The organism is Paenibacillus sp. FSL H7-0703, assembly GCF_038003485.1.
Classification (GTDB): domain Bacteria; phylum Bacillota; class Bacilli; order Paenibacillales; family Paenibacillaceae; genus Paenibacillus; species Paenibacillus polymyxa_B.
In genome coordinates this window covers 126,119-151,414 of record NZ_JBBOPF010000001.1, presented here as the reverse complement: position 1 = coordinate 151,414, position 25,296 = coordinate 126,119, and the positions used below count along the sequence as shown (strand labels likewise).

The window sequence follows — 25,296 nt, the reverse complement described above, 5'->3', positions numbered from 1 at the left end:
TTCAGAAAGGAGTAGTCAGCCATCATGGATAGTATGAGCAGCTTTTGGACGTTGTTTATTGTGGTGGACCTCATCATTTTTTGGTTTATATTCCGTGCAATACGCAGGAACCGGGGAAACAGAAAAACACGGCGCCGGAATGCTTTTTTCCTCAGTTCCCCTTCTCCTTCGTCCCTTACACAGGAGCGTCATCCAGAGATTACAGAGCTGATGCAGCTACTGGAGCAATCCATTCCCGCCTCCTATGCTCATAGCGTAAGGGGTCGTGTAATGGAAGCCCACCCAGAGCTGACGAAGCAAGAATATGATTGGCGCTGGCATGAGCTAAAACGATATTTTATGCTATGCGCGATTATGAATAGAGTGCCTATGTTCAGTAGTGATGTGGATGAATTATGGCACGAAATGTTGATGTTTACCCGCGAATATCAGCAATTCTCGGAAGCTTTTTTTGGTCGTATGCTTCACCATGCGCCCCATTCAGGCGGCTCTAAGCCGATGCCTGGGGAGCGGGCTTGGTTTGACTGGTTGTATGTGGAATGCTTTGGCTGGAACCGCTATAGCGCCAGTTTGTGGGGTACTTTTTTTAATCATCCATTACCAGACGACGAGCTTTCGCGCTATTACAAACTCGCAACTTCGGCGCAGCCAGCAGGTGACCGCTGGAATACGCAGGAGAATATAGCCATTTCACAGCAGGCCCAACAAGCGGTTCATAAGATTGTACAACATCTGCGCGAGCGGGTGAATAAAGCGGTGGATGATCCTGAGGGTAAGCAATTGCCTAAGGTCAACTATTTACAGGTCGACTATTTGTTATTAGCTGTTGTGTGGTATTCATGGTATCAACCTGAACAATTTGACGTACACATGCACCCGGATGCTACAGGTAATGCCGTATTAGCTAGCTCATCCGGCTGTAGCTCGGCAAGCGGCTGCTCGAACTGGGATACACATCACTCGCACCATCATTCCTCCCATGACAGTTCTCATCATGGAGGCTCTTCTCACCATGATTTAGGCGATTCTGGTAGTCATTCTTCGTGTAGCAGCGGCTCTTCATGTGGAAGCAGCGGTGGTGGCGGAGGCGACTGATCATAGCAAAAAAGGGAATTCCTCAGCCAAACACTGGCTAAAGGGATTCCCTTTTTCATTAACATGACTATAGTGTTCCTACTCTGTTCAGTCCGTCTTTGTTAGCAAATGGTAAATATCCATATACGCTTGAGCTGAAACATCCCAACTATATTCTCCTGCAAAAGCCGTCTGTGTAAGTTTCGACCAATGCTCAGATTGGCGATAAAAATGAACAGCACGACGAATAGTGTTCAGCATATCATGTGCATTGTAGTTCGTGAAACTAAATCCGTTTCCTTCCCCTGTGGACTCATTGTAAGCCTGCACAGTATCGTTAAGACCCCCTGTTTCTCGCACAATAGGGATACTTCCATAACGAAGCGCCAGCAGTTGGCTGATCCCGCAAGGCTCAAACCTTGATGGCATAAGATACATATCACTTGCCGCATATATTTTTCGTGACAGAGGTTCGCTAAAAGCGAGCTGCGCCGACATTTTCAGTGGATAGCGTCCCGCTGCCTCACGAAACCAATGCTCAAAAGCCGGATCCCCTGTTCCCAGCACAACAAACTGGATATCATCATAATACAGGATTTCGTCAAGCACTCTCGTTACCAGATCTAGCCCCTTCATATCTACAAGCCGGGTTACCATGGCAATCATAGGTACGTCTGGCCGCACCGGCAGACCCAGCTCCTTCTGCAGGCCAATTTTGTTTTCCTTTTTCTTTGTCAGACTCGTGCGGTACTTCGTATAAATACGATTGTCCGTGGCAGGATTGTAGCTTTTGGTGTCAATTCCGTTCACAATCCCCGTTAAGCGACCCTGATCTCCCAATTTACGAAGCAGACCCTCCAGCCCGTATCCGTAAAATTCCGTTTGAATCTCCTCTGCATAGGTTGGACTCACGGTCGTGACATGATCCGAGTACGTAAGCCCACCTTTCATAAAATTCAGTCTGCCATGATACTCCACGCCCTCGGGGGTGAAATAGCTCCCATCCATGTTGAGCAACTCAGTTAAGACCTCATACGGAAAATCCCCCTGATACAGCAGATTATGTATCGTAAACACCGTGCGAATATCGCTGTAGAAGGGCAAATGTCGATAATCGGCATTCAGAAGCAGCGGAACCATAGCTGTATGCCAATCATGACAATGCAAAATATCCGGCCGAAAGTTCAGTTCAGGCAGCATTTCTAAAATCGCCCGGTTAAAAAAGGAAAAACGTTCGCCATCATCCATATAACCGTAAATACCGTCACGACCGAAGTAATACTCATTGTCTATAAAATAAACCTTGATTCCGTCTAATGTCAGTTCCTCTATTCCGCAATATTGATTACGCCAGCCTACGGCTACTTGCTTCACCGCTACCGGACGCAGAGACTTTTTATAAGTATCGGGAATCCCCGCATATTTAGGTAAAATGATTCGGACGTCGCACCCCGCCTGACGAAGTGCCTTCGGCAGTGCGCCAATGACATCAGCCAACCCGCCTGTTTTAATAAATGGATGTGCTTCTGCTGCCGCAAACAAAATGTTCATATGTGCTTCCTCCTTATGTGTTTAATCTGCTTTTTTAGACCTCCGAGGCGCTTTCTTGAGTATAACGATGCTTAGGGGTGGTATGGTCACCTCCAAGCTGTGAAGCTGTCCGTGGCAAGCAATGGAGGCGGTCCGTATCACTCCGGTATTTAGCTGGCCATTTCCCCCAAAGTCCTTATGATCACTGTTCAGCAGTTCGATATAACTCCCGGCCTTTTCCAGCCCAATTCGGTAGTTCTCTCTGGGCACGGGCTGAAAGTTAATTAGCACGACCAGTGTATCTCCCGGCTTTTTACCTTTACGTAAATACGTAATTACGCTCTGCCCACGGTCCTCCGCTTCAATCCACTGATATCCATCCCACGAATGATCCAGTTCCCATAACGCCTTTTCCTGAATATACAAATGATTCAGCGCTTTCGTATAACCGTGCAGCGAACGGTGACTGTCATAATCCAGCAGAAACCAGTCAAGCTGCTCTTCATCCTTCCATTCGATGAATTGGCCGAATTCCCCTCCCATAAATAAGAGCTTTTTGCCCGGTGAGGTGATTTGGTAACCGAGAAGCGCTCGAAGCCCGGCAAATTTTTGCTCATAGCTACCTGGCATTTTATCAAGCAGCGACTTCTTACCATGAACAACCTCATCGTGCGACAACGGCAGTGTAAAATTCTCGCTGTACGCATAAGCTATGGGGAATGTCAGCAAATTATGGCGCTCTGGCCTCTGATCGAAATCCGTTTCGATATAATCAAGCGTATCGTTCATCCAGCCCATATTCCATTTGTAATTAAAACCGAGTCCTCCATCGCTTACCGGGGAAGTCACCATCGGCCAGGCACTGGACTCCTCTGCCATCATCAGAGCATACGGATAATAGCGGAATACTGTTTCATTCAGTTGTTGAAGGAAGGCAATAGCCTCCTCATTTTCAATGCCTCCTTTAGAGTTAAAACGATATTGACCGTCCTGCTTTTCAAAATCCAGTCGTAGCATACTTGTCACAGCATCTACGCGCAGGCCGTCAATATGGTACACATCCATCCAGAATAGCGCATTAGATATCAGGAAAGAACGCACCTCCGGCTTGCTGTAATCAAACGTCAGCGTTCCCCAGCCGGGCTTTTCCGCAATCAGCGGATCCGCGTATTCGAACAGGGGCGATCCGTCAAACAGCCTTAATCCATGAGCATCTTTTGCAAAATGGGCTGGCACCCAATCCATCAGCACTCCGATTCCCGCCTGATGGCAACGATCCACCAAATACATAAAATCATGCGGCTCTCCATAACGGCTTGTGAGTGCAAAATATCCGGTAAGCTGGTAGCCCCAGGAAAGATCATACGGATGCTCACTCAGCGGCATCAGCTCAATATGTGTATACCCCATATCGGTCACATAAGGCACAAGAAGCTCAGCTATTTCCCTGTATGTATAAAACGTACCATCTTCTTTTTGCTTCCAAGTGCCCAGATGAAGCTCATATATGTGCAGAGGTTTTCCATAAGGTGCTCTACGTTTTCGGCGCCAAATCGCATCGTTCCAAGCATAACCATCTATAGAAGCTACCACAGAAGCCGTTGCTGGCCTCACTTCAGCACGTACCGCGTAAGGGTCTGCTTTCAGAAATCGTTCACCGTTTGCACCCGTAATGTCGTATTTGTAAAAAGTTCCTTGGGATATCCCCGGAAAAAAACGACTCCAAAAACCGGATTTGGGAACCCTATATAAGGAATCCTGTTCCCCATTCCAGTTGTTGCGATCTGTAGCAAGCCCGACATGGAGAGCATGAGGAGCCCAGACCGTAAAGCGGACGCCCTGTTCTCCGTTCTCCACAGTAAGGTGGGAACCCAAAGATCGGTAGCTGTGATAAAGCGTTCCTTCATGAAACAAATAAATATCTTCCGATGAAATAGCCTGTTGCGGAAGAGTTTGGTCTGTCATCACGTCACCACCCTTATATGTTTTGTAAGTAAAAATGTATGAATCGGTAATGCAGTCGCTTTTGGGTCAAAGCTGACCTGAGTTATTACCCCATTCTAGCCACATTGAACAGAAAAATGACTAGGAAAAAAATAAACCTTAGTTTTGGGGGAATCTTATATACCTTATGGTTTCAAGAGTACCCCATACCGTTTATGTATGTACTACACTGACAACTAAACCGGGAGGGAAACGAAATGTTTAATAAAGAATGCATTGCCATGCTGCTGGCAGGCGGAGAGGGACGCCGTCTTGCTCCCCTTACTTCAACGATTGCAAAACCCGCCGTACCTTTTGGCGGTCATTACCGGATCATCGATTTTCCTCTCAGTAACTGCGTAAATTCAGACATTGATACTGTAGGTGTCTTGACGCAATATGAGGCAGAATCCTTGCACGAACATATCGGGGATGGAACACCATGGGGTCTTACGAAAACAGATGATAAGGGAATTACCCTACTTCCATCTTATAACACAGGTAACGCTGAATACTTAGGAACGGCAGATGCTATTCATAAGAATATCGAATATATTGACAGCCAAAATCCGGAGCATGTGCTTATTTTATCCGGTGATCATATCTACTATATGAATTATCGTGAAATGCTGAACCACCATAAGGAAAAAGGAGCTGCGGCTACCATTTCTGTCATGGAGGTACCTTGGGATGAAGCACACCGTTTTGGTGTTATGAGTGCCGATGAAGATCTGCGTGTCACAGAATTTGCAGAGAAGCCGGAGAAACCGGAAAGTAATTTGGCTTCCATGGGGATTTACCTTTTCAAATGGGATTACTTAAGAAATTACCTGTTAGAAGACGCACAAGATGCTCAATCCAGTCATGATTTTGGTAAAGATATCATACCTAAAATGTTGGCGGACCAAGAATCCTTGTACGTTTATGAATTCCAGGGCTATTGGAAGGACGTAGGTACCGTTAAAAGCCTATGGGATTCACACATGGATTTGTTAGAGGATGATTGTGCTATCGACCTTCAACGCAAGGACTGGCCGATGTATACACGTGAACGCCGCACAAGGTTGAGCGCACAAAAGGTACCTAACCGTCAAACACAACCATTGGGTAGCTTGTTGCATGATTCCTGCCAAGTAGAGGGCCGAATAGAACGCTCCGTTGTATTTAGTGGTGTCGAGGTAGGTAAAGGTTCAGCCATTAAAGAAAGTATCGTTATGCCTGACACACGCATTGGACGTAACGTCCATATTGAACATGCGATTATCGGTGAAGGTGCTGTGATTCGCGATGGTGCTGTCATTAAAGGTAATCCGGGCGAAATTATGGTTATCGGACCCAATGAAGTGGTATTTGGTAAAATGGCGGTACGACCGCAAACTACGCGTATGCTGAAAGAAGCTTACGAGCGCAATACACGCTTGCGTGCCGAAGGTTTTACTTCATAACGTTACCCCCAAATTAAAAACAGCCAGCCCTTCCGATTTGAGAGGACTGGCTGTTTTTCTAGTTAAATCTATACAATGGGCCTTTTAAATCAGCCCTTCAGTAAGTTGTGATGGTTCCACGGACTGCTCTGCTTGCAGAGCAGGTAATGAAACCGTAATGGTAGTTCCAGCCCCCAGTTCACTTCTAATGAGCATCTGACCATGATGACGCTCGATAAACTGTTGCGAGATTGCCAATCCCAGTCCAGTACCACCGTTTTGGTGGTCTACCTGGAAAAAGCGGTCTCTAACTCTGGCAAGATTTTCAGCACTAATTCCAATCCCTGTATCTTGTACGGATATCTCGATATTGCCATCAATCCGTTGTAGAGACAGGAAAATAATTGAGCTTTCATGCGAAAACTTGATAGCATTGTCCACAATGTTCAAAAACACCTGTTTTAGACGGTTACCGTCTCCATGGACGAGATATGCCGTTTCCTCCGAATCCAGCTGAAGTTTTATCTGCTTCATTTCTGCTTTGGCCCATACGTTCAGCATAATTTCCTGCAAAAGCTCCCGTAGATCCACAGTTCCCATCACAAGCTTCATGGCATTCTGCTCCAGCTTGGAAAAATCGAGGATTTCCTCCACCAAGCCAATCAGTCGATCCGTCTCTTTAGAAATAATCTTCATCCCGATTTTCGTCTCTTCCGGGTCATAACCGCCAGAATTTAACGTTTCACTCCAACCCTTAATAGATGTAAGCGGAGTACGCAATTCATGAGATATGGATGATATAAAATCATCCTTGATTTGATTTGTTCTGACAATTTCCTGTGCCATATAGTTCAGAGTCGAAGCCAGTTCACCCAACTCATAGCGATAATCGCCTTCAATGCGTGCATCAAACCTCCCCTGAGCCATCTGAGCAGATACATCGCGTATATTATTAATTGGTCTAACAATGGAATTCGCGAGCCCTGTACTGACCACAAATACAATAACCAGTACAGCTGCCATGATGCCAAGAGAAAACAGCGTAATCGTAAACAACTTATCATTTACCAATTCCAGCGAAGTCGTATACCGAATAACATACACCTGGTCTCCGACGATATTGTCCAGTTTTTGAGATACCGCCATCACCTGCTGCCCCGTACTCGGTTGCTTTCCGATCCATTTGCCTGTATCTCCAGCTAATGCTTGTGTGACATCACTTGTTTGCACACTTAGATCTGCTGCAAAATTCGTCGAGTTATCAATTACATTTCCCTGTTCATCGAGCAATTGCAGTTCAGTGAAGGGCAGAGAAAATGTATTTAACAAATACGATTGCAAAGACTGTTCCGGCTCTTTGAATTTGGGTGCAAATTCACTTACCGATTCGATACGGCTTTCGATATGTTTGTAAATGGAGTCGTAATAGTACGACCGGAGTGCAAACATAAAAATGACTTCTACTAACAGAAGCGCCAAGAACACTACGAAAAAATAGTGAAGCACAATCTGTCGGCGAATCCCCTTTTTGATCATTGAGACTGACCTTTCCATTTATATCCATGTCCCCACACTGTTTGTAAAAAAGCTGGCTCAGATGGATTGTTTTCAATTTTCTGCCGCAGACGTCGGATATTCACATCTACAATTTTCGGATCGCCCATATATTCCTTGCCCCATACGTGATCAAGTAGAACATCTCGGCTGAGCGGCGTGTTTTCTTTTTCCAGAAAAAATTGAATCAGAGAAAACTCAGTCGGTGTCAGCTCGATCAGCTGCCCGTTCTTCTTAAATTGCTTAGCAATCAAATCTAGCGTGAACGGTCCAGACTGGAAGGACACTTTGGCTGCTGTTTCACGATGTACATTCACCCGACGCAATAACGATTGAATACGTGCAATCAGCTCCGTCGGGCTAAAAGGTTTACTCACATGGTCATCGGCCCCTACAGACAAGGCATACACCTTATCCTGCTCCTGTACCTTCGCTGTGAGAAAAATAATGCCGATGCGCTCATTCGTTTCCCGAATTCTCCGACAGACCTCAAAACCATCCATACCAGGTACCATTACGTCAAGCAGTGCAATATCAATATCCCGCACCGTGTTCAAAATATTCAGAGCCTCATGCCCTTCCGACGCCTCCAGCACCTCAAAACCGTTACGTTTCAAGTTAATGACAATAAAACTGCGAATGGATTCCTCGTCTTCCATGATTAAAACTTTACTCACTCTACTCTACCTGCCTTTCCCCCATCTTGTTTTTTATGGTTTTACGCGGTTCCAGCTCACTGGATCGCTTAATGCCAATGACCTGCGCATTCGTTCGCCACAGTTGGCTATACCCTTCGTTGTTTCGCTCCCATTGTGACAACGAGAAAAATTTAATTTCCGCAATCGTTTTGTCTGTATCATCCAAAATGAAGCGCAAATAGCTGTCCTTCTTCGAAACTTTCGGATCAATCGTCACCTTGCCATGCAGCTCTTTCGGTAATCTGAAGTAGACCTGTTCATTAGAATCACGATACTGCTGCTGCTTAAAAATCGTCCCTTTCGCTCCGTCCCACTGATAGAACGACACAAAATATGGAACCTCATCCAGCGGCTTATTACTCCAACCTTTTGGCTTCTCCAAATTACCAAATTCCAGAATACCGTCACCATCCACATCACCACTGGCGATGGTCGCATCCTTGAAGGTGACATCCATAAGATTAAGCTTCCTGAGCTTGCCGTGATCCATCACAATGACATTGGAGACGGTAGTGGTCTGGGCAATTTTGGTGTCTATAACAATCCCCTGCCTACCCTCGGCTACCTTGCCAGCAACGACATTATAGACACCTAAGACCTGACTGTCCAAATCCAACGATCCGATTTCCTTAAAGGTTCCCCCACTGAATTGAAATGTTTTAACTGTAAAGAATTCATTACGTCGCAGCGTGATAATCGTCAAATCATTCAAATTATCCCCGTTCAAGTCCATCTTGTTATGGTTAAAATCATCTACGACGAAGTCCGTATAACCTGTAGCATATATTTTCTCCAGAGTTCCTCCAGTATAGGAATACACGATGAGCCCCTTCTGATCCCCGCCATCGCCACTATCTCCGCTGGAAAAACCCGCTACAATATCGAGTGTTCCATCATTCGTTAAATCCACGAGCTTAAATGACTCCAGCACAGTGCCTTCCCCATCAAACGTCAGCTTCTTTACCCACGTTCCGCCCTGATCTTCAAACAAGGCACCATGTATTTTTACGCTCTCATCTGGCGTTTCATAAAAGAGCACTGCTTCGTCTGTGCCATCATTGTTCAGATCACCCGTCCGAATTGGCGTCGGGTCATCTGGGTCATTCGGCCTTAAAGGCTGTACCGCCCCTAGTTGCGTATTCACTGCACCATTCAACTGCTGTTTCTCGTCAGACATCGTCGGTGTCTCCATCAGCGAAATGGGATCGCTAATAACATTACAGCCGCTTAAAAATCCAGCAAGGAGCAGCAAGGAACAGCAGCCAGCCACCATTCTCAACAGCATTATATTCACTTCTCTTGCCGTCCCCTTCACAATTTGTTCTTTTCTGCTTGTGTCAATCGTCTTCCCTGAATATCAAACACCAATTCACCATCATTCAACCCCCATATACGGGAAGCAAAGCGTTCAGCCATTTCCAGCGGCAGTACAGTCATGATCGTCACCCGCTCGTCAGAACACAGCTTGCGAAAAGTCTCCAATACATGCGCAGCCGAAGCTGGATCAAGTCCATTTACAGGTTCATCAGCTAAAATAACTTTAGCTCCGTGCACGAGAGCACGCGCAGTCGCTACCCGCTGCCGCTCGCCACCACTGAGCTTGTCGCATTTATCATGCGCCTGATCCAGCAGACCCAGATCCTCCAGTACGTCCATCGCTCCCATATAATCGTCGGAACGCACCATACCGGTCACCATTCTCCACATTGGAGTTTGACCGGATCTGCCAATGAGCACATTTTTAAGAGCGGTTCGATTCATATTTAGATGCGGGTTTTGCTCCAGGTATGCCCATTCCCGCTTTATTTTCATCTTGCCCGTCCACCCGGATTTCAGCACATCATTGCCACCTACAATTAAACTGCCTTCATCCCATGGCTCTTGTAAAGCAAGACAGCGAAGCAGCGTTGTTTTGCCGCTTCCACTTGGCCCCACTATGGCAATGAATTCGCCCTGATGAATTTCAGCATCAATTCCTCGAAGTAGCTGGGTCCGTTCAGGCCCCACTTGCTTGGTCAGCTTCCGAATTTTAATCATCTAAGTGATTCCCCTTTGCGCACCATCAATACTGTTTATATTTTATAGTAAATGTGAAACAAATACCATGCAAACCGCAGTTTTAAACCGCCGTTACTCTTTTTCTGGAAAGCAGACCTAACAATCCGAAAACAACGTAACTACCTCCAAGGACAAGAAACATGCTGCCTTGAGTTCCAAAGTCCAGCAACCCTCCGCTAATATTAGGTCCGATCACACTTCCCAGATTAAAATGAAAGGATGCCAGTACATTCGCGGCTGCTAAAAATGATTTGGGCAGCAGATCAGCGGCATAGGCCAAACCGAGGGAGAAAAAGGAGCCTACTAAACCACCTGCTAGGGTCAGCAATATCAAAGTGAACATAAAATGATTGCCGCTCCAAGGTAGCAACATAAAGGTCATTCCCCCTGCTATACCTACGCTCATTAGCACCTTTTTACGTCCCCAACGGTCACTCAATATCCCTAGCGGTAGCTGCAGCACTAACCCTCCCAAACTGACGAACGGCAGCAAGGCGGCGATTTCATCAGTATGAAAGCCAATACGTAGGCCATAGACTGGAAAGTTACTGTTCAGGCTCGCTTCCATATAGCCGTATAGAAATGCTGGCAAAAGAGCGTACCATGCCCAGCTGTAACTGCGACGAAATCTTTGAGTGGGACGTGCCTCGGACTCCAGCTTCTCCGGTCTGGAGTCCGGCAGCTTAATTAACACCAACAGCAAAACAAGCAAGCATAATAAGGCCAACGCAGCGAATGGAACCAGCATTCCATAATCGAGTAGCCATAATCCCAATGGTCCTAATGCAAAACCCAGACCGTATGACATACCATAAAAGGAAATGTTGCGGCCTCGCTTCTCTGCTGGAGTCACCAGCAATATCCATAGCTGCGCAGAGTAGTGCAATGCACTGTCACCAATACCTACTAGCAGACGCAGTATGAACCATATCCGAATATCAGGGATTAGCGGGAATAGCAGCAGTGTAACGAGCACTAGCACAAGCCCTCCGGCCATCAGCTTTTTGAACCCCAACAAGCCCAATGTCCGTTCTGCCACCAACGTCATTGCGAATGAACCAATATACAGGGCAGCCGCATTCATTCCGTTTAGTGAAGATGAAACTCCCATTTGTTCCAACGAGATAGACAGAATAGGTAATAATAAACCTTGGCATAATCCAGCAACAATAATAACAGCAATTAAAATAAAATAATGAACCCGTAACGACGACGACATCCTAGCTCCTCCTGATCGAACAAATAAAATAATTAAAATTAATGTTAAGAAATGATTTGCATTTGATTCCATAATCAATAATAATTCTTATCACTATGTATTCCATACCGTCCTGCAAAACCGACAAACACATACAAATTCAGGTGTAATTAGTGTATTAAAGAATAGAAGAAAAAAATCGCCATCTGAGATGACGATTTTACGGAAAGAGCTTGTCTGGTATGTATCCGACTCCTTTGGTTAAGGAGCCTCGTATGTTCAATCCGAACCCATTCACGTCACAACGCACTATTTCATATTATAGTGGACAATCCCTGGCAGAACAAGCCATAATAAATAAATGAGCAATTATTAAAATGCTCATGTTTTGCTTATGGACGGGCTTAATTACGTTCACCGCTCTGGGCTAGAAGACAGAATAGGAGGCATTGGGTTCCATGAGTTATCAAATTAAAATAGACACTTCTCCAATTTATGAATTGCTCGGCAGCTTCATGGCCTATGTGACTAAAAAGTGGGTCCAAGATATGGACTTGGGCCATGAATGGATCGACAAGGTGGATGCACGACTACAACATGAAGTTCGTACTGAGCTTGCTACAGCTCAGGATTGCCCTTTTAGCGATTATGACGCACTCTATGCCTGGGCGTTACTTCGACCGGAATCGGATGAAATATCTGATTATATCTCTTATTTGGACCACGGTCCGGATAAAGATATGTTTGAGCTGCTCGTTCCGCATATCCCTTTTTTAACCTTTGAAGAATCTTTACGCATTCGTAAGGTATACGCACCACTCCTCAAATTGTGGGATCGTGATTATTTTCGGGCCTTGGAAGGCGAACTACGTGTGTTGGCAGAAGAAGACGCTGCGGAAAAGCGCATGCTACTGAGTAAAATGGAACCGGAAGCACTGGTTGAGTATGCGACAGCTGGACTAGTCGTGCCACACATGGAAGACCTGGATACAGTAGTCCTATTTCCGGTTGTCCATAATCGCCCGATTAATTCATACTGTTTTTATACCCGCACACTGCTGATCCAGTATCCAGTAGATATTCCCGAGGAGAGCGAGGAAGAACCGCCTACGCTTCTGCTACGGCTCACTCGTGCGGTCAATGATCCGCAGCGGCTGCGAATTCTGCGTTATGTAGCTCAAGGTCCTAAGTCTCTCGAAGATATGCGCCATGATTTGAGCCGTTTGGAAGATACACTCATGTCTGATATGATGATTTTACGAGTGGCTGGTCTGCTCCGTATTCACATCGGACGTTATCATAAGGAAAAATTCAGCATCCGTCCCGATGGCGCGGCTGATTTACAGGTGTTTTTGGAATCCTATATTGGATTGTAATTTGAATTGTACTTTTAGTTATAACCAAAGCAGCGTTAAAGCTTTGGCTTGGAAGGAGTATGCATCATGTCGTATCCGAAGCAGCACATTTTATTTGATCTTGATGACACCTTAGTCCACTGCAACAAGTATTTTGACCTTATCCTCAACCACTTTTTTGATTTGCTTCAGGAATGGTTTGCAACTCATAACCTAACGAAAAATACGATTCGTGAAAAACAAATCGAAATTGATGTGGCCGGAGTTCATCAAGTGGGCTTTGCCAGCGAGCATTTTCCACAATCTCTGATAGATACGTACCAATTTTTCTCGGAACAATTCGGACGCCGTCTCGATTTTCGGGAAGAGCAGGAGCTTCGCTCTCTTGGCCGAAGTGTGTACGAACAGGAAATCGAACCGTATCCAGGCATGGTCGAAACGTTGAACTCCCTCCAAAAAGCAGGGCATTCCCTCCATCTTTATACTGGGGGTGAGCAGATCATTCAAGAAAGAAAGATTGAACAAATGAAACTGGCTACCTACTTTAATGAGCGCATCTACATTCGCCAGCATAAAAATGTCGAAGCACTGGAAGAAATCATCCAGATGAATCGCTTGGACCGAAGCATCACCTGGATGATCGGGAATTCTCTGCGCACTGATGTATCTCCAGCCCTTGCCGCAGGTATTCATGCTGTCTATCTCAAGCAGCCAAAGGAATGGATTTACAATATGGTTGAATTGCAAAAAAACGTGAACTCCGTGATGTATACGATACAGAAGCTAACGGAAGTACCACGGGTTATCCACGAAAGCATACAATTGCATCAACAAAAAAGGACCCTCGGATAGGGTCCCTTTTTTGTTTTTAATGTTATTCAACCTTTGATTCAGCCAAAATAGTGGTCTAAACCCTGTCTCAGGATTCCTCTCGAACGCTAAGTTGTCCTGTACCTGGTTCATTCAGAACAATTCGCGCTTTGACGGTCGATCCATCTTTACGCTTAAAAGACAACAATTGCGTCTGTCCCTTCGTCAACAGAGATTTGAGCATCGTTCCGGTAATCTGCTTTCCAGCATATTCCTTCCAGACGACAAAGCCACAGCCCTGCTTGTAGTGGCTGCACCCATACCCTTTGCGGCCTTCTATAATGCTTCCGCCGCAATTAGAGCGTGGGCAGCTACCCAAAGCTTGCCTTTGGCTCACCGAAAAGCCTGAGGCTCCATCGGAGGAGCTGCGTGCAGCGGAACCCGCTGTTCCCGCAGCACGACTTGCTGGTGCTGCTGCCTGCTCCAGCGTTGCGCTTCCAGCGCTGCCACCGCGTCCTGATGTAGCACGCCCTCCCCCTTTGGCGGCGGTGCCTCCACTCGCGCGTACATTACGTGCGCCTTCTTTTCCAGCTGCACGTTTCCCCCTTGCTTCCTCGCCAAAGGCATTTGCCGGAGCCGGTGGCTGCTGCCTCACCTTGTCAATGATGGACAACGTAAATCTTTTAACGTTATCCATAAACTTCTCTTGAGCCGCCTCTCCTTTGGAAATTTGGTGTAGACGACGTTCCCATTGACCAGTCATCTCCGGCGAGGCTAATAGATCAACCCCGGCATGACGGATCAGGTCAATAGCCATCTTTCCCTTTTCCGTAATAAGAATCTTTTTGCCCTTCATTTCAATATAGCCAACCTTTTTCAATCGTTCAATTGTGGCGGCCCGCGTCGCAGGTGTGCCTAAACCGGCGTCCTTCATGACCTCACGCAATTCCTCATTCTCCATCTGTTTGCCCGCGCTTTCCATCGCCTTAAGCAATGTACCCTCCGTGTAGCTTTTAGGGGGCTGAGTCGCCTTTTCTTTCATCTCGGCCCGAACACAATCCACGGGACGCCCCGCATCAATCTCAAACTTCTTATCCGTCCACTCGTCCGTTTCCTCTTCATCCTCTTTTTTCGGTGATTTGCTCTTTTTACCTTTATCCTGATCAGCCTTACTCAAAACCACTTTCCATCCCAAGGAAAGAAGCTCTTTGATATTTGTTTTAAACAGATGCTTGTCCACCTGTGTCATTACGGTATGCATTTTGTATTCAGCAGGTGGGAAAAAATGTGACAAAAACCTGCGAATAACCAGGTCATATACATTTTGCTCCTCCTTGCTTAACGTTCCTGGCCTTTTTAACGTCGGCAGAATAGCATGGTGATCCTCAACACGAGATGGATTGCAGACAGATTTATTTTGTTTATGGACCAAATTGGGGTTGGCTTGTTGTACCAGATCAGCATAAGGACCTGTCCCCAGCATCCGTAGTGCCTTGTGCATGCCGTCTATATTTTGCTCTGTCACATAGTTAGAATTGGTACGCGGATAGGAAATGACCTTGTGTCGCTCATAAAGCGCTTGTGCCACATCCAGTGTTTTTTTGGCCGAATAACCGTACTTGGCATTCGCCTCGCGTTGAAGCAGCGTTAAATCGTACAATTTAAAAGGATACTCTTTTGTCTGCTTGGTATCATATTTGGTGATTTCACCTGTTTTTCCGCGAACGGCCGCAGCGATCGCCTCAGCTTCCTCTGGCTTCGTCAACCGATCCCCCTGCCACGCACCTTTGTACTTGATCTGTTCTTGCTTAAATTCAGCCCACACATCATAGAAGGTTTGAGACTGAAATGCCTCAATTTCCTTTTCCCGGTCATGAATCAGTGCCAGCACGGGAGTCTGCACCCGTCCTACTGACAGCAGTGTATTATGTCGTGTTGTGAACGCTCTGGAAGCATTCATTCCGATCAGCCAGTCCGCTTCACTTCGTGCCCTCGCAGCTTGAGTCAGAAATTCAAACTCCGAAGCATCTCGCAATCGTTCAAAGCCTGTCGCAATACTTTCCGCTGTCAAATCTGAAATCCACAGCCGCTTAACTGGCTGATGCAACTTCAATTGCTGCTGAATCAACGCAAAAATATATTGCCCTTCCCGTCCAGCATCACAAGCATTTACGATGGCATTGCAGCGTTTAGCCAGTTCACCAATCATTTTCAGCTGATCTTTTGTTTTCGGATTCGGTACAATTTTGAACTGCTCAGGGATAATAGGAAGATCCTTAATATTCCATCGCTTGTACTTCTCATCGTATGCATCCGGCTCAGCCAAACCCAACAAATGTCCGATCGCCCAGGTTACAATGTATTTCTCACCTTCCAAATAAGTACGGTTATTTTTAGCCCGCGGCTCCATAACAGCGGCAATCGTCCGTCCCATATCTGGTTTCTCAGCAATAATCAACGTCTTCATTCATACTCCATTCCTTCCTGACGGCCTTCTGTTTCTCCTCCATGAATCATACATATACATGGAACGTTAATGAAAACACAGGTATCCCGGCCTCATGCAAAAGGAGCCTTCTCGCGACGAAAGCTCCTTTGTAAATTCATTTAGTCTAACGTTTCAACAATATACGTGTATTATACCATAGATACCACGGTTCTCTCAGGTCATGATTTTATACAGTCAACAAAAGTTATGTACATGTTAATTTATATTACATAATCATCGACTTTTATCTAATTTTCTTGTGAAATAATCCTTTTTTCTATAAAAAAATCTACACTAAACACCACTTTTTATGTTATGATCAATTTAGATAAGAAATATATGGTGATAAGATTAAATTTAAGTTATATTATATAACATATATTTCACAATGTTTCACAGCTCAATAATCATTTATTCATTTTTCGCTTCTGGCAGACTCAGCTTGAAATACAATAAAGCCCCATCCGAAGATGGAGCTTTGACTGATCCGTAACATGAAATTTATAATTACACCAAAACGGTAGCGCCCATGAGGTATTTATCAACTTCTCGTGCAGCTTCTCGACCTTCATTAATAGCCCACACGACAAGACTTTGTCCGCGACGCATATCACCTGCAGCAAAAACCTTATCCACATTAGTAACATATTTTCCATAACGTGCTTTAACGTTGGAACGACGATCCGTCTCCAAACCGATTTGCTCTACAATCGTTTGCTCAGGACCATCAAATCCAATGGCAATAAGAGCGATTTGTGCAGGGAATACGCGCTCCGTACCTGGAATCGGTTGATAGATTTTGCGCCCCGTTTCATCAACAATCCGTTGAATTTGAATGGTGTGCAGCTCTTTCAGATTACCGTTCTCATCACCTACAAATTTGGTCGTCATGATGGAGAACTCACGTGGATCTTCTCCGAACAACGCCTTCGCTTCTTCCTGTGCATAATCAAGAGAATACACGTTTGGAAATTGTGGCCAAGGATTGGCAATCGGGTCACGCTCCATAGGCGCTTTGGTGTGTGTGCCAAATTGAGTGACACTCCGACAACCATGACGCAAAGAAGTAGCTACACAGTCCGAACCCGTATCACCGCCACCGATTACAATAACGTCCTTACCTTGGGAAGACAAATAGTTGCCATCTTCCAGATTTGAGTCCAAGTAACTTTTGATGGTACCATTCAGATAATCCATCGCATAATGAACACCCTTCAAATCGCTACCTTCAATGTTGAATTCTCTTGGCTTCGTAGAACCACCGCATAGGACAACAGCATCATATTCAGCAATCAACTGATCGGTAGGGATATCTTTGCCGATTTCCGTGTTTGTGATGAATTGAATACCTTCAGCCTCCAGCAAATCCACACGCCGCTGAACAACCTTCTTATCCAATTTCATGGACGGTATGCCATACATCAATAATCCACCCACACGATCTGCACGCTCATACACAGTCACGCTGTGCCCTGCTTTGTTAAGCTGTGCAGCTGCAGCCAAACCTGCCGGACCCGAACCGACAACAGCCACTCGTTTGCCTGTACGCTTTTCTGGCAGATTAGGGACAACCCAGCCTTCCTCAAAACCCTTTTCGATAATAGCTTCCTCAATGGTTTTAATTGTAACAGACTGTCCGATCAGGCCGACTGTACACGAACCTTCACATGGTGCAGGACAGACACGACCTGTAAATTCCGGGAAGTTATTTGTTTTGTGCAGCCGCTCTAGCGCTTCCTTCCACAAACCACGATATACGAGATTGTTCCATTCCGGAATGAGATTATGAACCGGGCAGCCTAAAGTTGCTCCCATGATATCCATCCCCGTATGACAATAAGGAGTTCCGCAGTCCATACAACGCGCCCCTTGGGTACGCAGCTCTTCTTCAGACATATGCTTATGGAATTCTTCCCAATCCTTTATACGCTCTGCCGGGTCCCGGTCTGTAGGAAGCTGTCGTGTGTATTCCATAAATCCAGTTGGTGTAGACATGTTACGTTCCCCCATCTCTTCGCTTATGAACCCCGATCATCCATTCAGAATTTAAGTCAAATTCGAATTTGTCTGCTTGTATTATGAAAGGGTCTGTTCTCGTTGAATTTGATTTATTGTATCACAATACAGCGTAAAAGTAATGAAAACTTATGCAACTTTTTGCATCAACACCAAAAGGATTTTTTATATGGTTTATTAATTTTTCAAATGAGTGGGGTCGGATACAGTCTATTCTTATTCCGTTTTCTCGTAAACAACAAAACGGTACTCATATGGATTTCTGTCATCCTTGATACCCGGAGTCTCACTAACTATATTCCAACCGTTCCAATCCAGCTCGGGGAACGTTGTGTCGCCTTCATAAGTCTCCTCAATCCGAGTCACAATCAGCCGATCGGCATGTGGCCAAAACAGTGCATAAATTTCTGCTCCTCCAATGACCATTAGCTCCTCCTGCTTTGCTAATTGGAGCCCTTCTTCCAGTGAATGAATCACTTCCGCACCTTCCACCCGATAACACTGATCTCGAGTTAAGACGACGTTACGTCGGTTTGGCAGGCTTTTTCCTCCAAAGGATTCCCACGTCTTGCGCCCCATGAGTACCGTTTTATTAATCGTCTGCTCTTTGAAAAAGGCCATGTCTCTAGGGAGGTGCCAGGGAAGTTTGTTATCCCGGCCAATCACACCATTTTGTGCCATAGCCCATATCATTGAAATGCCCATTTTTCCACCTCCTCTAATCAGATGGCGACAGGCGCCTTAATTCCTGGATGATACTCGTAATTTTCAAAAGCAAAATCGTCATAGGTATAATCAAAAATCGAATCCGGTTTGCGCAGAATTTTTAACTGAGGCAACGGATAAGGATCACGTTCCAGCTGTGTATGCACTTGTTGCATATGATTTGAATAAATATGCACATCGCCGCCTGACCATATAAATTCGCCGGGCTCCAAACCACACTGCTGTGCAACCATATGCGTAAGCAATGCATAACTCGCGATGTTGAACGGCAGCCCTAGAAAGGTATCCACAGAACGCATTGTTAGCATACAGGAAAGCTTTCCTCCAGCTACATAGAACTGAAATACAAAGTGACATGGCGGCAACTTCATGGATTCGATTTCCGCCACATTCCAAGCACTGACGATGTGTCGACGTGAGTCTGGATTGTTTTTAATAGCCTCTATGACATTCGCAATTTGATCAATATGTTGCCCGTTTGTTGTTTCCCACGAGCGCCATTGCGATCCATATACAGGCCCCAGATTCCCCTGCTCGTCCGCCCACTCATCCCAAATGGTAACTCCGTTCTCCTTGAGATAAGAAATGTTGGTATCTCCCCGCAAAAACCATAACAGCTCATGAATAACGGATTTCAAATGAACTCTTTTGGTGGTCACCAAGGGGAAGCCCTTGGCCAGATCAAAACGGAGTTGTCTTCCGAAAACAGATAGTGTACCCGTTCCTGTACGATCCTCTTTTTTTACTCCATTCTCTAAAATATCCTCCAGCAGTTCCAAATAGTTGCGCACGTTATTCCTCTCCTTTGAGCATGAATAAAAACCTGGCTGGCATCGCCAGATTCTAATCTTTAAAATTCTTTTTCTGCACCAATATCTATATTTAGTTTATCATGTACGGTGCTTCGTTGACCATGTACTGTGTGAATTTTCATAGTAGTCCTGAAAATCCTAAAGTTTGAAAAAAAAGAGACAAAGAACGCAGATATAGCGCTCCTTGCCTCTCTTTGTCATGTATGAAAACCAAAAACGAGATAATGAAAAATGGTATTAGCGACGTGGTGCCAATGCATGGATCGGATGACCCAGCACGACTTCCGCTGCTTCCATAACGATTTCGCCCAATGTAGGGTGAGCATGAATAGTCAAGGAGATATCTTCGAGTGTAGCACCCATTTCAATCGCCAGACCCAGCTCAGCAATAAGGTTGGAGGCTTCCAGACCTACGATTTGCGTACCCAGTACCAGACCTGTGTCAGCGTCAGCTACGATTTTCACAAAACCTTCAGCAGCGTTCAGGGAAACCGCACGACCGTTTGCTCCATAAGAGAACTTGCCAACTTTGACATTGTAGCCTTTTTCTTTGGCTTCTGTCTCTGTGTAGCCTACGCTGGAGCATTCTGGATCTGTGAAAACGACAGCTGGCATACATTTGTAATCTACTACAGACGGCTCGCCTGCGATTGCTTCAGCAGCCACTTTACCTTCGTAAGAAGCTTTGTGTGCCAGAGCAAGACCAGCTACGATATCGCCGATTGCAAAGATGTGAGGAATGCTAGTACGTCCTTGGTGATCAACTTTCACCATTCCGCGCTCATCCAGTTCTACGCCGATCAGATCCAGACCCAGTTCACCGTCTGTGTTTGGACGACGTCCAACAGTTACAAGCAGATAATCAGCAGTTACTTCTTTGCTTTCGCCGTTAACGGAGAATTTCACCGTTACGTCTTTATCTGTTTGCTCTGCACTTTCCGCTTTAGCGCCAGTGAAGATTTCGATGCCAGTTTTCTTCATGCTTTTCGCAACGATCGAAGTCATATCTTTGTCGAAACCAGGAAGCACTGTATCCATACCTTCAATGATCGTTACTTTGGAACCGAATTTGGAGTACATTTGTCCAAGCTCTGCACCAATGTATCCACCACCGATTACGATCAGGCTTTTTGGAATTTCAGGCAGGTTCAATGCTTCTGTAGAAGACAGAATGCGTCCGCCAAATGGGAATGGTTTCAGTTCGATTGGACGGGAGCCTGTTGCGATAATTGCATTTTTAAAACGGTAACGTGGTGATTCATGTTCGTTGAATACACGCGCTTCGTTTTCGTTGATGAACATGCACTCGCCATTGAAAACTTCAACTTTGTTGCCTTTGAGCAAGCCGCTTACGCCGCCTGTCATTTTTTTAACAACACCGTTTTTGAATTCTTGTGTTTTAGCAAAGTCTACTTTTACATTTTCAGCCGTAATACCGAAGGACTCGCCATGTTTAGCTGCTTCGTATTGGTGAGCTGCAGAGATCAAAGCTTTGGATGGAATACATCCACGATTCAGACAGACACCGCCCAGCTCAGATTTGTCAACGATCAATACGCTTTGTCCCAATTGTGCGGCACGGATGGCAGCTACATAGCCGCCAGGACCCGCACCGATAACCAATGTGTCAATATCCAGAGAAGCGTCTCCTACTACCATTGATTACACCTCCATAACAAGCAACTCAGGGTTAGCGAGCAGCTGTTTGATATAGTTCATGAAATTTTGAGCAGTTGCACCGTCAATAATACGGTGGTCAAAGCTCAAGGAAAGAGCCATTACTGGAGCGGCTACAATTTCACCGTTTTTCACGACTGCTTTTTCACTGATGCGGCCAGTACCCAAAATCGCAACTTCAGGGAAGTTAATGATTGGAGTAAAGAACATACCGCCTGCAGAACCGATGTTAGTGATGGAAATTGTACTTCCTCTCATTTCGTTCGCAGCCAATTTTCCATCACGACCGCGCACAGCCAGATCACGAATGGAATCAGCAATCATCCAGATACTCTTACGATCAGCATCTTTGATAACAGGAACGATCAAGCCGTTGTCTGTATCTGTAGCGATACCGATGTTGTAGTATTTTTTGTAGACAATTTCGTTTGCTTCTTCGTCGATTGTGGCATTCAGAGCCGGGAATTGACGGGAAGCAGCAACCAAAGCTTTTACGATGAATGGCAGGTATGTTACTTTTGTGCCTTTCTTCTCAGCAATTGGTTTGATACGAGTACGGAAAGCAACCAGTTCAGTTACATCTACTTCATCCATAATCGTAACGTGCGGAGCCGTATAAGCCGATTTAACCATAGCATTGGAAATAGCCTTGCGGATACCTTTAAATGGTACGCGCTCTTCCTCAGCACGTGGATCTGCTGCTGGTGCGGATGCTGCTGCAGCTTTCGCTTCTTTCTTAGCAGGCTCTTGTGCTTTTGCAGCTTCTTTCGCTACTGGTGCAGCCGCTTGGCCTCCACCATTTTTGAAAGCTTCTACATCTTCTTTGGTGATTTTACCATTTTTGCCGGAGCCACTCACTTGAGCGATGTTTACACCTTGCTCACGAGCAAATTTGCGGACGCTAGGTGTAGCTAGTACATCTTTGTTAGAAGCAGCAGGAGTTGCAGCTGGTTTAGTGTTAGCTCCGCCTTGTGCAGCATCCTGTTCTTGTTTAGCAGCAGCTGGTGCTTCTTCTTGTTCAGGAAGTTCACCCTCTGCAGCGATTACAGCTACGACTTGACCTACGTTAAAGATGTCGCCGTCTTTGGCAAATACCTCTTGTACTGTGCCATTGACCGGACAAGGAACTTCAACTACAGCCTTATCGTTTTGTACTTCCATGATGATATCTTCATCTGTTACTTTGTCGCCGGCCTTGATGTGCATCTTGATGATTTCGCCTTCGTGAAGACCTTCACCCAGCTCTGGGAATTTATATTCAAATCTAGCTGTACCTGCAGCTCCGCTTTGTGCAGCAGCACTTGGCTCAGGGCTAGCAGCTGGTGCTTCTGGTGCTTCTTCTTGTTCAGGAAGTTCACCTTCTGCATCAATTACAGCTACGACTTGACCTACGTTAAAGATGTCACCGTCTTTGGCAAATACTTCTTGTACTGTACCATTAACCGGACAAGGAACTTCAACTACAGCCTTATCGTTTTGTACTTCCATGATGATATCTTCATCCGTTACTTTGTCGCCGGGCTTGATGTGCATCTTGATGATTTCGCCTTCGTGAAGACCTTCACCTAGCTCCGGGAATTTATATTCAAATTTAGCCACGTTTAAAACCTCCCAAATTTACGGTGTGCTTTAATTAAAATTCCAATACTTTATTAACCGCATCAATGATACGTGTTGGCGTTGGCAACCAAGTATCTTCAATTTGAGCAAAAGGATAAACGGTATCCGGGCCTGCTACACGCAGAACAGGTGCTTCCAGATGCAGGATTGCTTTTTCGTTAATTTGTGCAATAACTTCAGCAGCTACACCGGAGCTCTTTTGCGCTTCTTGAACCACGATAGCACGGTTGGTTTTTTGAATAGAAGCAACAACGGTATCAATGTCAATCGGGCTAATGGTACGCAAATCAATGATTTCCACTTTGATACCTTTTGTTTTTTCCAGCTCATCAGCAGCTTTAACCGAAGTGTGCACCATCATACCGTAAGTAATGATCGTCACATCGGAACCTTCACGAACTACATTAGCTTTGCCCAGTTCAACTGTGTAATCATTCTCAGGAACTTCAGCGCGGAATGCATGATACAAGTTCAAATGCTCCATGAAAAATACTGGATCATTGTCGCGAATAGACGCGATCATAAGACCTTTTGCATCGTAAGGGTTGGAAGGAACAACAACCTTGATACCAGGTGTTTGAGCCAGAAGACCTTCCAAGGAATCTGTATGCAGCTCGGCTGCCTTAACACCGCCACCAAAAGGTGTACGGAATACGATTGGAGAATTGTAACGTCCACCGGAACGGTAGCGCATACGGGATGCTTGAATTGCCATTTGATCGAGTGCTTCAAAGATAAAGCCTACGAACTGGATTTCAGCTACAGGGCGGAAGCCTTGGATACCCAGACCCACAGCAAGACCCCCGATTGCGGATTCCGCCAGCGGAGTATCGAATACACGTTCTTCGCCAAATTCTTTTTGCAGACCTTCTGTAGCGCGGAATACGCCGCCTACATGACCTACGTCTTCACCGAAAAGCAGGACGTTAGGGTCGCGTTTCAACTCTACGCGCAGTGCGTCACGAATCGCTTCTTTCATGTTCATTTGTGCCATTTGCTTCATTTCCTCCTTAAACATTGACAGATCAATTTCAGTTCAGGTCAATCGAAAAGCAGACCGGATCGGGTTACCGCCCGGTCTCTTTCAAGTTCAATTATTTAAAATCAGCTTTTTGTTCTTCCAAGTGCTTAGGCGTTGTTTCGAACATGCTATCGATCAGGCCAGGAATTGTCATTTTCTCTGTTTTCTCGGCTTTTTTGATCTCTTCGTTCACTTTTGCCTTAGCTTCTTCTTTTACGCGAGCTGTATCTTCTTCAGTCCAAAGACCTTTTTTCTCTAGGTATTTCGCAAAGCGGGCAATTGGATCTTTCGCATTCCATTCGCCTTCTTCTTCTTTAGAACGATATTTTGTTGCATCATCAGAAAGGGAATGCGGACGGAAACGGTACGTTACGGCTTCAATCAATGTAGCACCTTCGCCATTACGTCCACGCTCTGCAGCTTCTTGAACGGCTTTAATAACTGCAAGCACGTCCATGCCGTCAATTTTCACGCCTTTAATACCAGCAGCTACTGCTTTATGAGCGATAGAAAGAGCAGCCGTTTGTTTTGAAAATGGAGTCGTGATCGCGTAACCATTATTTTGCACAAAGAAAATAACTGGCAACTTGTATACACCAGCATAGTTCAGGCCTTCGTAGAAATCACCTTCGGAAGAACCGCCGTCACCTGTATATGTAATGGCGACTTGTTTTTGCTTTTTCAGTTTGTAACCCATAGCAATACCCATAGCATGCAAAATTTGCGCGCCAATGATGATTTGCGGCATCAGTACATTAACACCGTCCGGAACTTGGCCGCCGTGTTGATGACCACGGGAATACAAGAAAGCTTGGTATAATGGCAGGCCATGCCAAACGATTTGCGGAATATCGCGGTAGCCTGGAGCAATAAAGTCTTCTTTTTGGAGCGCATATTCGCTACCGATCATGGTTGCTTCTTGTCCGGATACCGGAGCGTAGAAACCGAGACGTCCTTGACGGCCTAAGTTAACGGCACGGTCATCCCAAGTACGTGTAAATACCATTCGATACATAATTTCTTTCAATTGATCATCTGTAAGTTTAGGCAACATATCTTTATTGATAATTTCACCATCCGGAGAAAGTACGGACAGCGCCTCAACTTCCTCTGTGTAAACTTCATAAGGAACCTTGCTCATTTTCTTCACCTCAACAAAAAAATTTGAATATCAAGTTCCGCTGTTATAGGATTATTATACACCTGTTATATCGCTCGCGTCAAAGATTTAGTTATTTTTTTTGAGTTTACC

19 protein-coding genes are annotated in these 25,296 nt (G+C 45.4%); 4 read left to right on the top strand and 15 right to left on the bottom strand.

Annotated features, from left to right (window positions below):
- The first annotated feature begins 24 nt into the window (after positions 1-24).
- Positions 25-1,095, top strand: coding sequence for a hypothetical protein (locus tag MHB46_RS00680; protein ID WP_341161281.1), 1,071 nt, complete (start codon positions 25-27; stop codon positions 1,093-1,095).
- 87 nt (positions 1,096-1,182) lie between these two features.
- On the opposite strand, the gene glgA is transcribed toward MHB46_RS00680, so the two are convergent.
- Positions 1,183-2,625, bottom strand: a complete 1,443-nt coding sequence (gene glgA / locus MHB46_RS00675; protein ID WP_341161280.1) for a glycogen synthase GlgA — start codon at positions 2,623-2,625, stop codon at positions 1,183-1,185.
- Between the two features lie 21 nt (positions 2,626-2,646).
- Positions 2,647-4,569: a 1,4-alpha-glucan branching protein GlgB gene (glgB, locus tag MHB46_RS00670; protein ID WP_341161279.1), complete on the bottom strand. Its 1,923-nt coding sequence runs from the start codon at positions 4,567-4,569 to the stop codon at positions 2,647-2,649.
- A gap of 236 nt (positions 4,570-4,805) precedes the next feature.
- Here glgB and MHB46_RS00665 point away from each other — a divergent pair, with 236 nt between their 5' ends.
- Positions 4,806-6,032 carry a glucose-1-phosphate adenylyltransferase gene (locus tag MHB46_RS00665; protein ID WP_341161278.1) on the top strand — a complete coding sequence of 409 codons (1,227 nt, stop codon included), beginning with the start codon at positions 4,806-4,808 and terminating at the stop codon, positions 6,030-6,032.
- A gap of 84 nt (positions 6,033-6,116) precedes the next feature.
- Here the strand turns inward: MHB46_RS00665 and MHB46_RS00660 are convergent, their stop codons facing one another.
- The 5 genes from MHB46_RS00660 to MHB46_RS00640 form a co-directional block, all read right to left on the bottom strand.
- The gene (locus MHB46_RS00660) at positions 6,117-7,547 is read right to left on the bottom strand and encodes a sensor histidine kinase (protein WP_071641091.1); all 1,431 of its coding nucleotides are present in this window, start codon (positions 7,545-7,547) and stop codon (positions 6,117-6,119) included.
- The gene (locus MHB46_RS00655; RefSeq protein ID WP_007432526.1) at positions 7,544-8,242 is read right to left on the bottom strand and encodes a response regulator transcription factor; all 699 of its coding nucleotides are present in this window, start codon (positions 8,240-8,242) and stop codon (positions 7,544-7,546) included. The genes MHB46_RS00660 and MHB46_RS00655 overlap by 4 nt, the downstream gene beginning before the upstream one ends.
- Before the next feature lies 1 nt (position 8,243).
- Complete coding sequence (locus MHB46_RS00650) at positions 8,244-9,578, bottom strand: hypothetical protein (protein WP_165176996.1); 1,335 nt, start codon at positions 9,576-9,578, stop codon at positions 8,244-8,246.
- Positions 9,575-10,300, bottom strand: a complete 726-nt coding sequence (locus MHB46_RS00645; RefSeq protein WP_341161277.1) for a phosphonate ABC transporter ATP-binding protein — start codon at positions 10,298-10,300, stop codon at positions 9,575-9,577. The genes MHB46_RS00650 and MHB46_RS00645 overlap by 4 nt, the downstream gene beginning before the upstream one ends.
- A gap of 82 nt (positions 10,301-10,382) precedes the next feature.
- Positions 10,383-11,540: an MFS transporter gene (locus MHB46_RS00640; protein ID WP_341161276.1), complete on the bottom strand. Its 1,158-nt coding sequence runs from the start codon at positions 11,538-11,540 to the stop codon at positions 10,383-10,385.
- Between the two features lie 437 nt (positions 11,541-11,977).
- Here MHB46_RS00640 and MHB46_RS00635 point away from each other — a divergent pair, with 437 nt between their 5' ends.
- Together MHB46_RS00635 and MHB46_RS00630 are read left to right on the top strand one after the other, a co-directional pair.
- Positions 11,978-12,895, top strand: coding sequence for a hypothetical protein (locus MHB46_RS00635; protein ID WP_023988964.1), 918 nt, complete (start codon positions 11,978-11,980; stop codon positions 12,893-12,895).
- 66 nt (positions 12,896-12,961) lie between these two features.
- Complete coding sequence (locus MHB46_RS00630) at positions 12,962-13,726, top strand: HAD family hydrolase (protein WP_028541704.1); 765 nt, start codon at positions 12,962-12,964, stop codon at positions 13,724-13,726.
- Between the two features lie 67 nt (positions 13,727-13,793).
- On the opposite strand, the gene MHB46_RS00625 is transcribed toward MHB46_RS00630, so the two are convergent.
- The 8 genes from MHB46_RS00625 to pdhA all read right to left on the bottom strand — a co-directional run bounded on the left by MHB46_RS00625 (position 13,794) and on the right by pdhA (position 25,185).
- A complete protein-coding gene (locus MHB46_RS00625) occupies positions 13,794-16,151 on the bottom strand; it encodes a type IA DNA topoisomerase (protein ID WP_338532472.1) in 2,358 nt (785 codons plus the stop codon).
- Between the two features lie 528 nt (positions 16,152-16,679).
- Positions 16,680-18,167, bottom strand: a complete 1,488-nt coding sequence (locus tag MHB46_RS00620; RefSeq protein ID WP_341161275.1) for a glutamate synthase subunit beta — start codon at positions 18,165-18,167, stop codon at positions 16,680-16,682.
- 237 nt (positions 18,168-18,404) lie between these two features.
- On the bottom strand, positions 18,405-18,893 hold the full coding sequence (locus MHB46_RS00615; RefSeq protein ID WP_341161274.1) for a dihydrofolate reductase: 489 nt from the start codon (positions 18,891-18,893) through the stop codon (positions 18,405-18,407).
- A 17-nt stretch (positions 18,894-18,910) separates the two neighbouring features.
- Positions 18,911-19,705, bottom strand: a complete 795-nt coding sequence (gene thyA, locus MHB46_RS00610; protein WP_341161273.1) for a thymidylate synthase — start codon at positions 19,703-19,705, stop codon at positions 18,911-18,913.
- A gap of 258 nt (positions 19,706-19,963) precedes the next feature.
- The gene (gene lpdA / locus MHB46_RS00605; protein ID WP_061831492.1) at positions 19,964-21,385 is read right to left on the bottom strand and encodes a dihydrolipoyl dehydrogenase; all 1,422 of its coding nucleotides are present in this window, start codon (positions 21,383-21,385) and stop codon (positions 19,964-19,966) included.
- Between the two features lie 3 nt (positions 21,386-21,388).
- Complete coding sequence (locus MHB46_RS00600) at positions 21,389-23,002, bottom strand: 2-oxo acid dehydrogenase subunit E2 (RefSeq protein WP_341161272.1); 1,614 nt, start codon at positions 23,000-23,002, stop codon at positions 21,389-21,391.
- A 34-nt stretch (positions 23,003-23,036) separates the two neighbouring features.
- The gene (locus MHB46_RS00595) at positions 23,037-24,017 is read right to left on the bottom strand and encodes an alpha-ketoacid dehydrogenase subunit beta (RefSeq protein WP_039271308.1); all 981 of its coding nucleotides are present in this window, start codon (positions 24,015-24,017) and stop codon (positions 23,037-23,039) included.
- A 100-nt stretch (positions 24,018-24,117) separates the two neighbouring features.
- A complete protein-coding gene (gene pdhA / locus MHB46_RS00590) occupies positions 24,118-25,185 on the bottom strand; it encodes a pyruvate dehydrogenase (acetyl-transferring) E1 component subunit alpha (RefSeq protein WP_013310511.1) in 1,068 nt (355 codons plus the stop codon).
- Positions 25,186-25,296 lie beyond the last annotated feature (111 nt).

What these genes read in the sequence shown, in the direction of transcription:
- MHB46_RS00625 (WP_338532472.1), bottom strand. Translation starts at nt 16,151, where the DNA reads ATGAAGACGTTGATTATTGCTGAGAAACCAGATATGGGACGGACGATT.
- lpdA (WP_061831492.1), bottom strand. Translation starts at nt 21,385, where the DNA reads ATGGTAGTAGGAGACGCTTCTCTGGATATTGACACATTGGTTATCGGT.
- MHB46_RS00665 (WP_341161278.1), top strand. Translation starts at nt 4,806, where the DNA reads ATGTTTAATAAAGAATGCATTGCCATGCTGCTGGCAGGCGGAGAGGGA.
- MHB46_RS00620 (WP_341161275.1), bottom strand. Translation starts at nt 18,167, where the DNA reads ATGTCTACACCAACTGGATTTATGGAATACACACGACAGCTTCCTACA.
- MHB46_RS00615 (WP_341161274.1), bottom strand. Translation starts at nt 18,893, where the DNA reads ATGGGCATTTCAATGATATGGGCTATGGCACAAAATGGTGTGATTGGC.
- glgA (WP_341161280.1), bottom strand. Translation starts at nt 2,625, where the DNA reads ATGAACATTTTGTTTGCGGCAGCAGAAGCACATCCATTTATTAAAACA.
- MHB46_RS00640 (WP_341161276.1), bottom strand. Translation starts at nt 11,540, where the DNA reads ATGTCGTCGTCGTTACGGGTTCATTATTTTATTTTAATTGCTGTTATT.
- MHB46_RS00595 (WP_039271308.1), bottom strand. Translation starts at nt 24,017, where the DNA reads ATGGCACAAATGAACATGAAAGAAGCGATTCGTGACGCACTGCGCGTA.
- MHB46_RS00680 (WP_341161281.1), top strand. Translation starts at nt 25, where the DNA reads ATGGATAGTATGAGCAGCTTTTGGACGTTGTTTATTGTGGTGGACCTC.
- pdhA (WP_013310511.1), bottom strand. Translation starts at nt 25,185, where the DNA reads ATGAGCAAGGTTCCTTATGAAGTTTACACAGAGGAAGTTGAGGCGCTG.
- MHB46_RS00645 (WP_341161277.1), bottom strand. Translation starts at nt 10,300, where the DNA reads ATGATTAAAATTCGGAAGCTGACCAAGCAAGTGGGGCCTGAACGGACC.
- MHB46_RS00630 (WP_028541704.1), top strand. Translation starts at nt 12,962, where the DNA reads ATGTCGTATCCGAAGCAGCACATTTTATTTGATCTTGATGACACCTTA.
- MHB46_RS00635 (WP_023988964.1), top strand. Translation starts at nt 11,978, where the DNA reads ATGAGTTATCAAATTAAAATAGACACTTCTCCAATTTATGAATTGCTC.
- MHB46_RS00660 (WP_071641091.1), bottom strand. Translation starts at nt 7,547, where the DNA reads ATGATCAAAAAGGGGATTCGCCGACAGATTGTGCTTCACTATTTTTTC.
- glgB (WP_341161279.1), bottom strand. Translation starts at nt 4,569, where the DNA reads ATGACAGACCAAACTCTTCCGCAACAGGCTATTTCATCGGAAGATATT.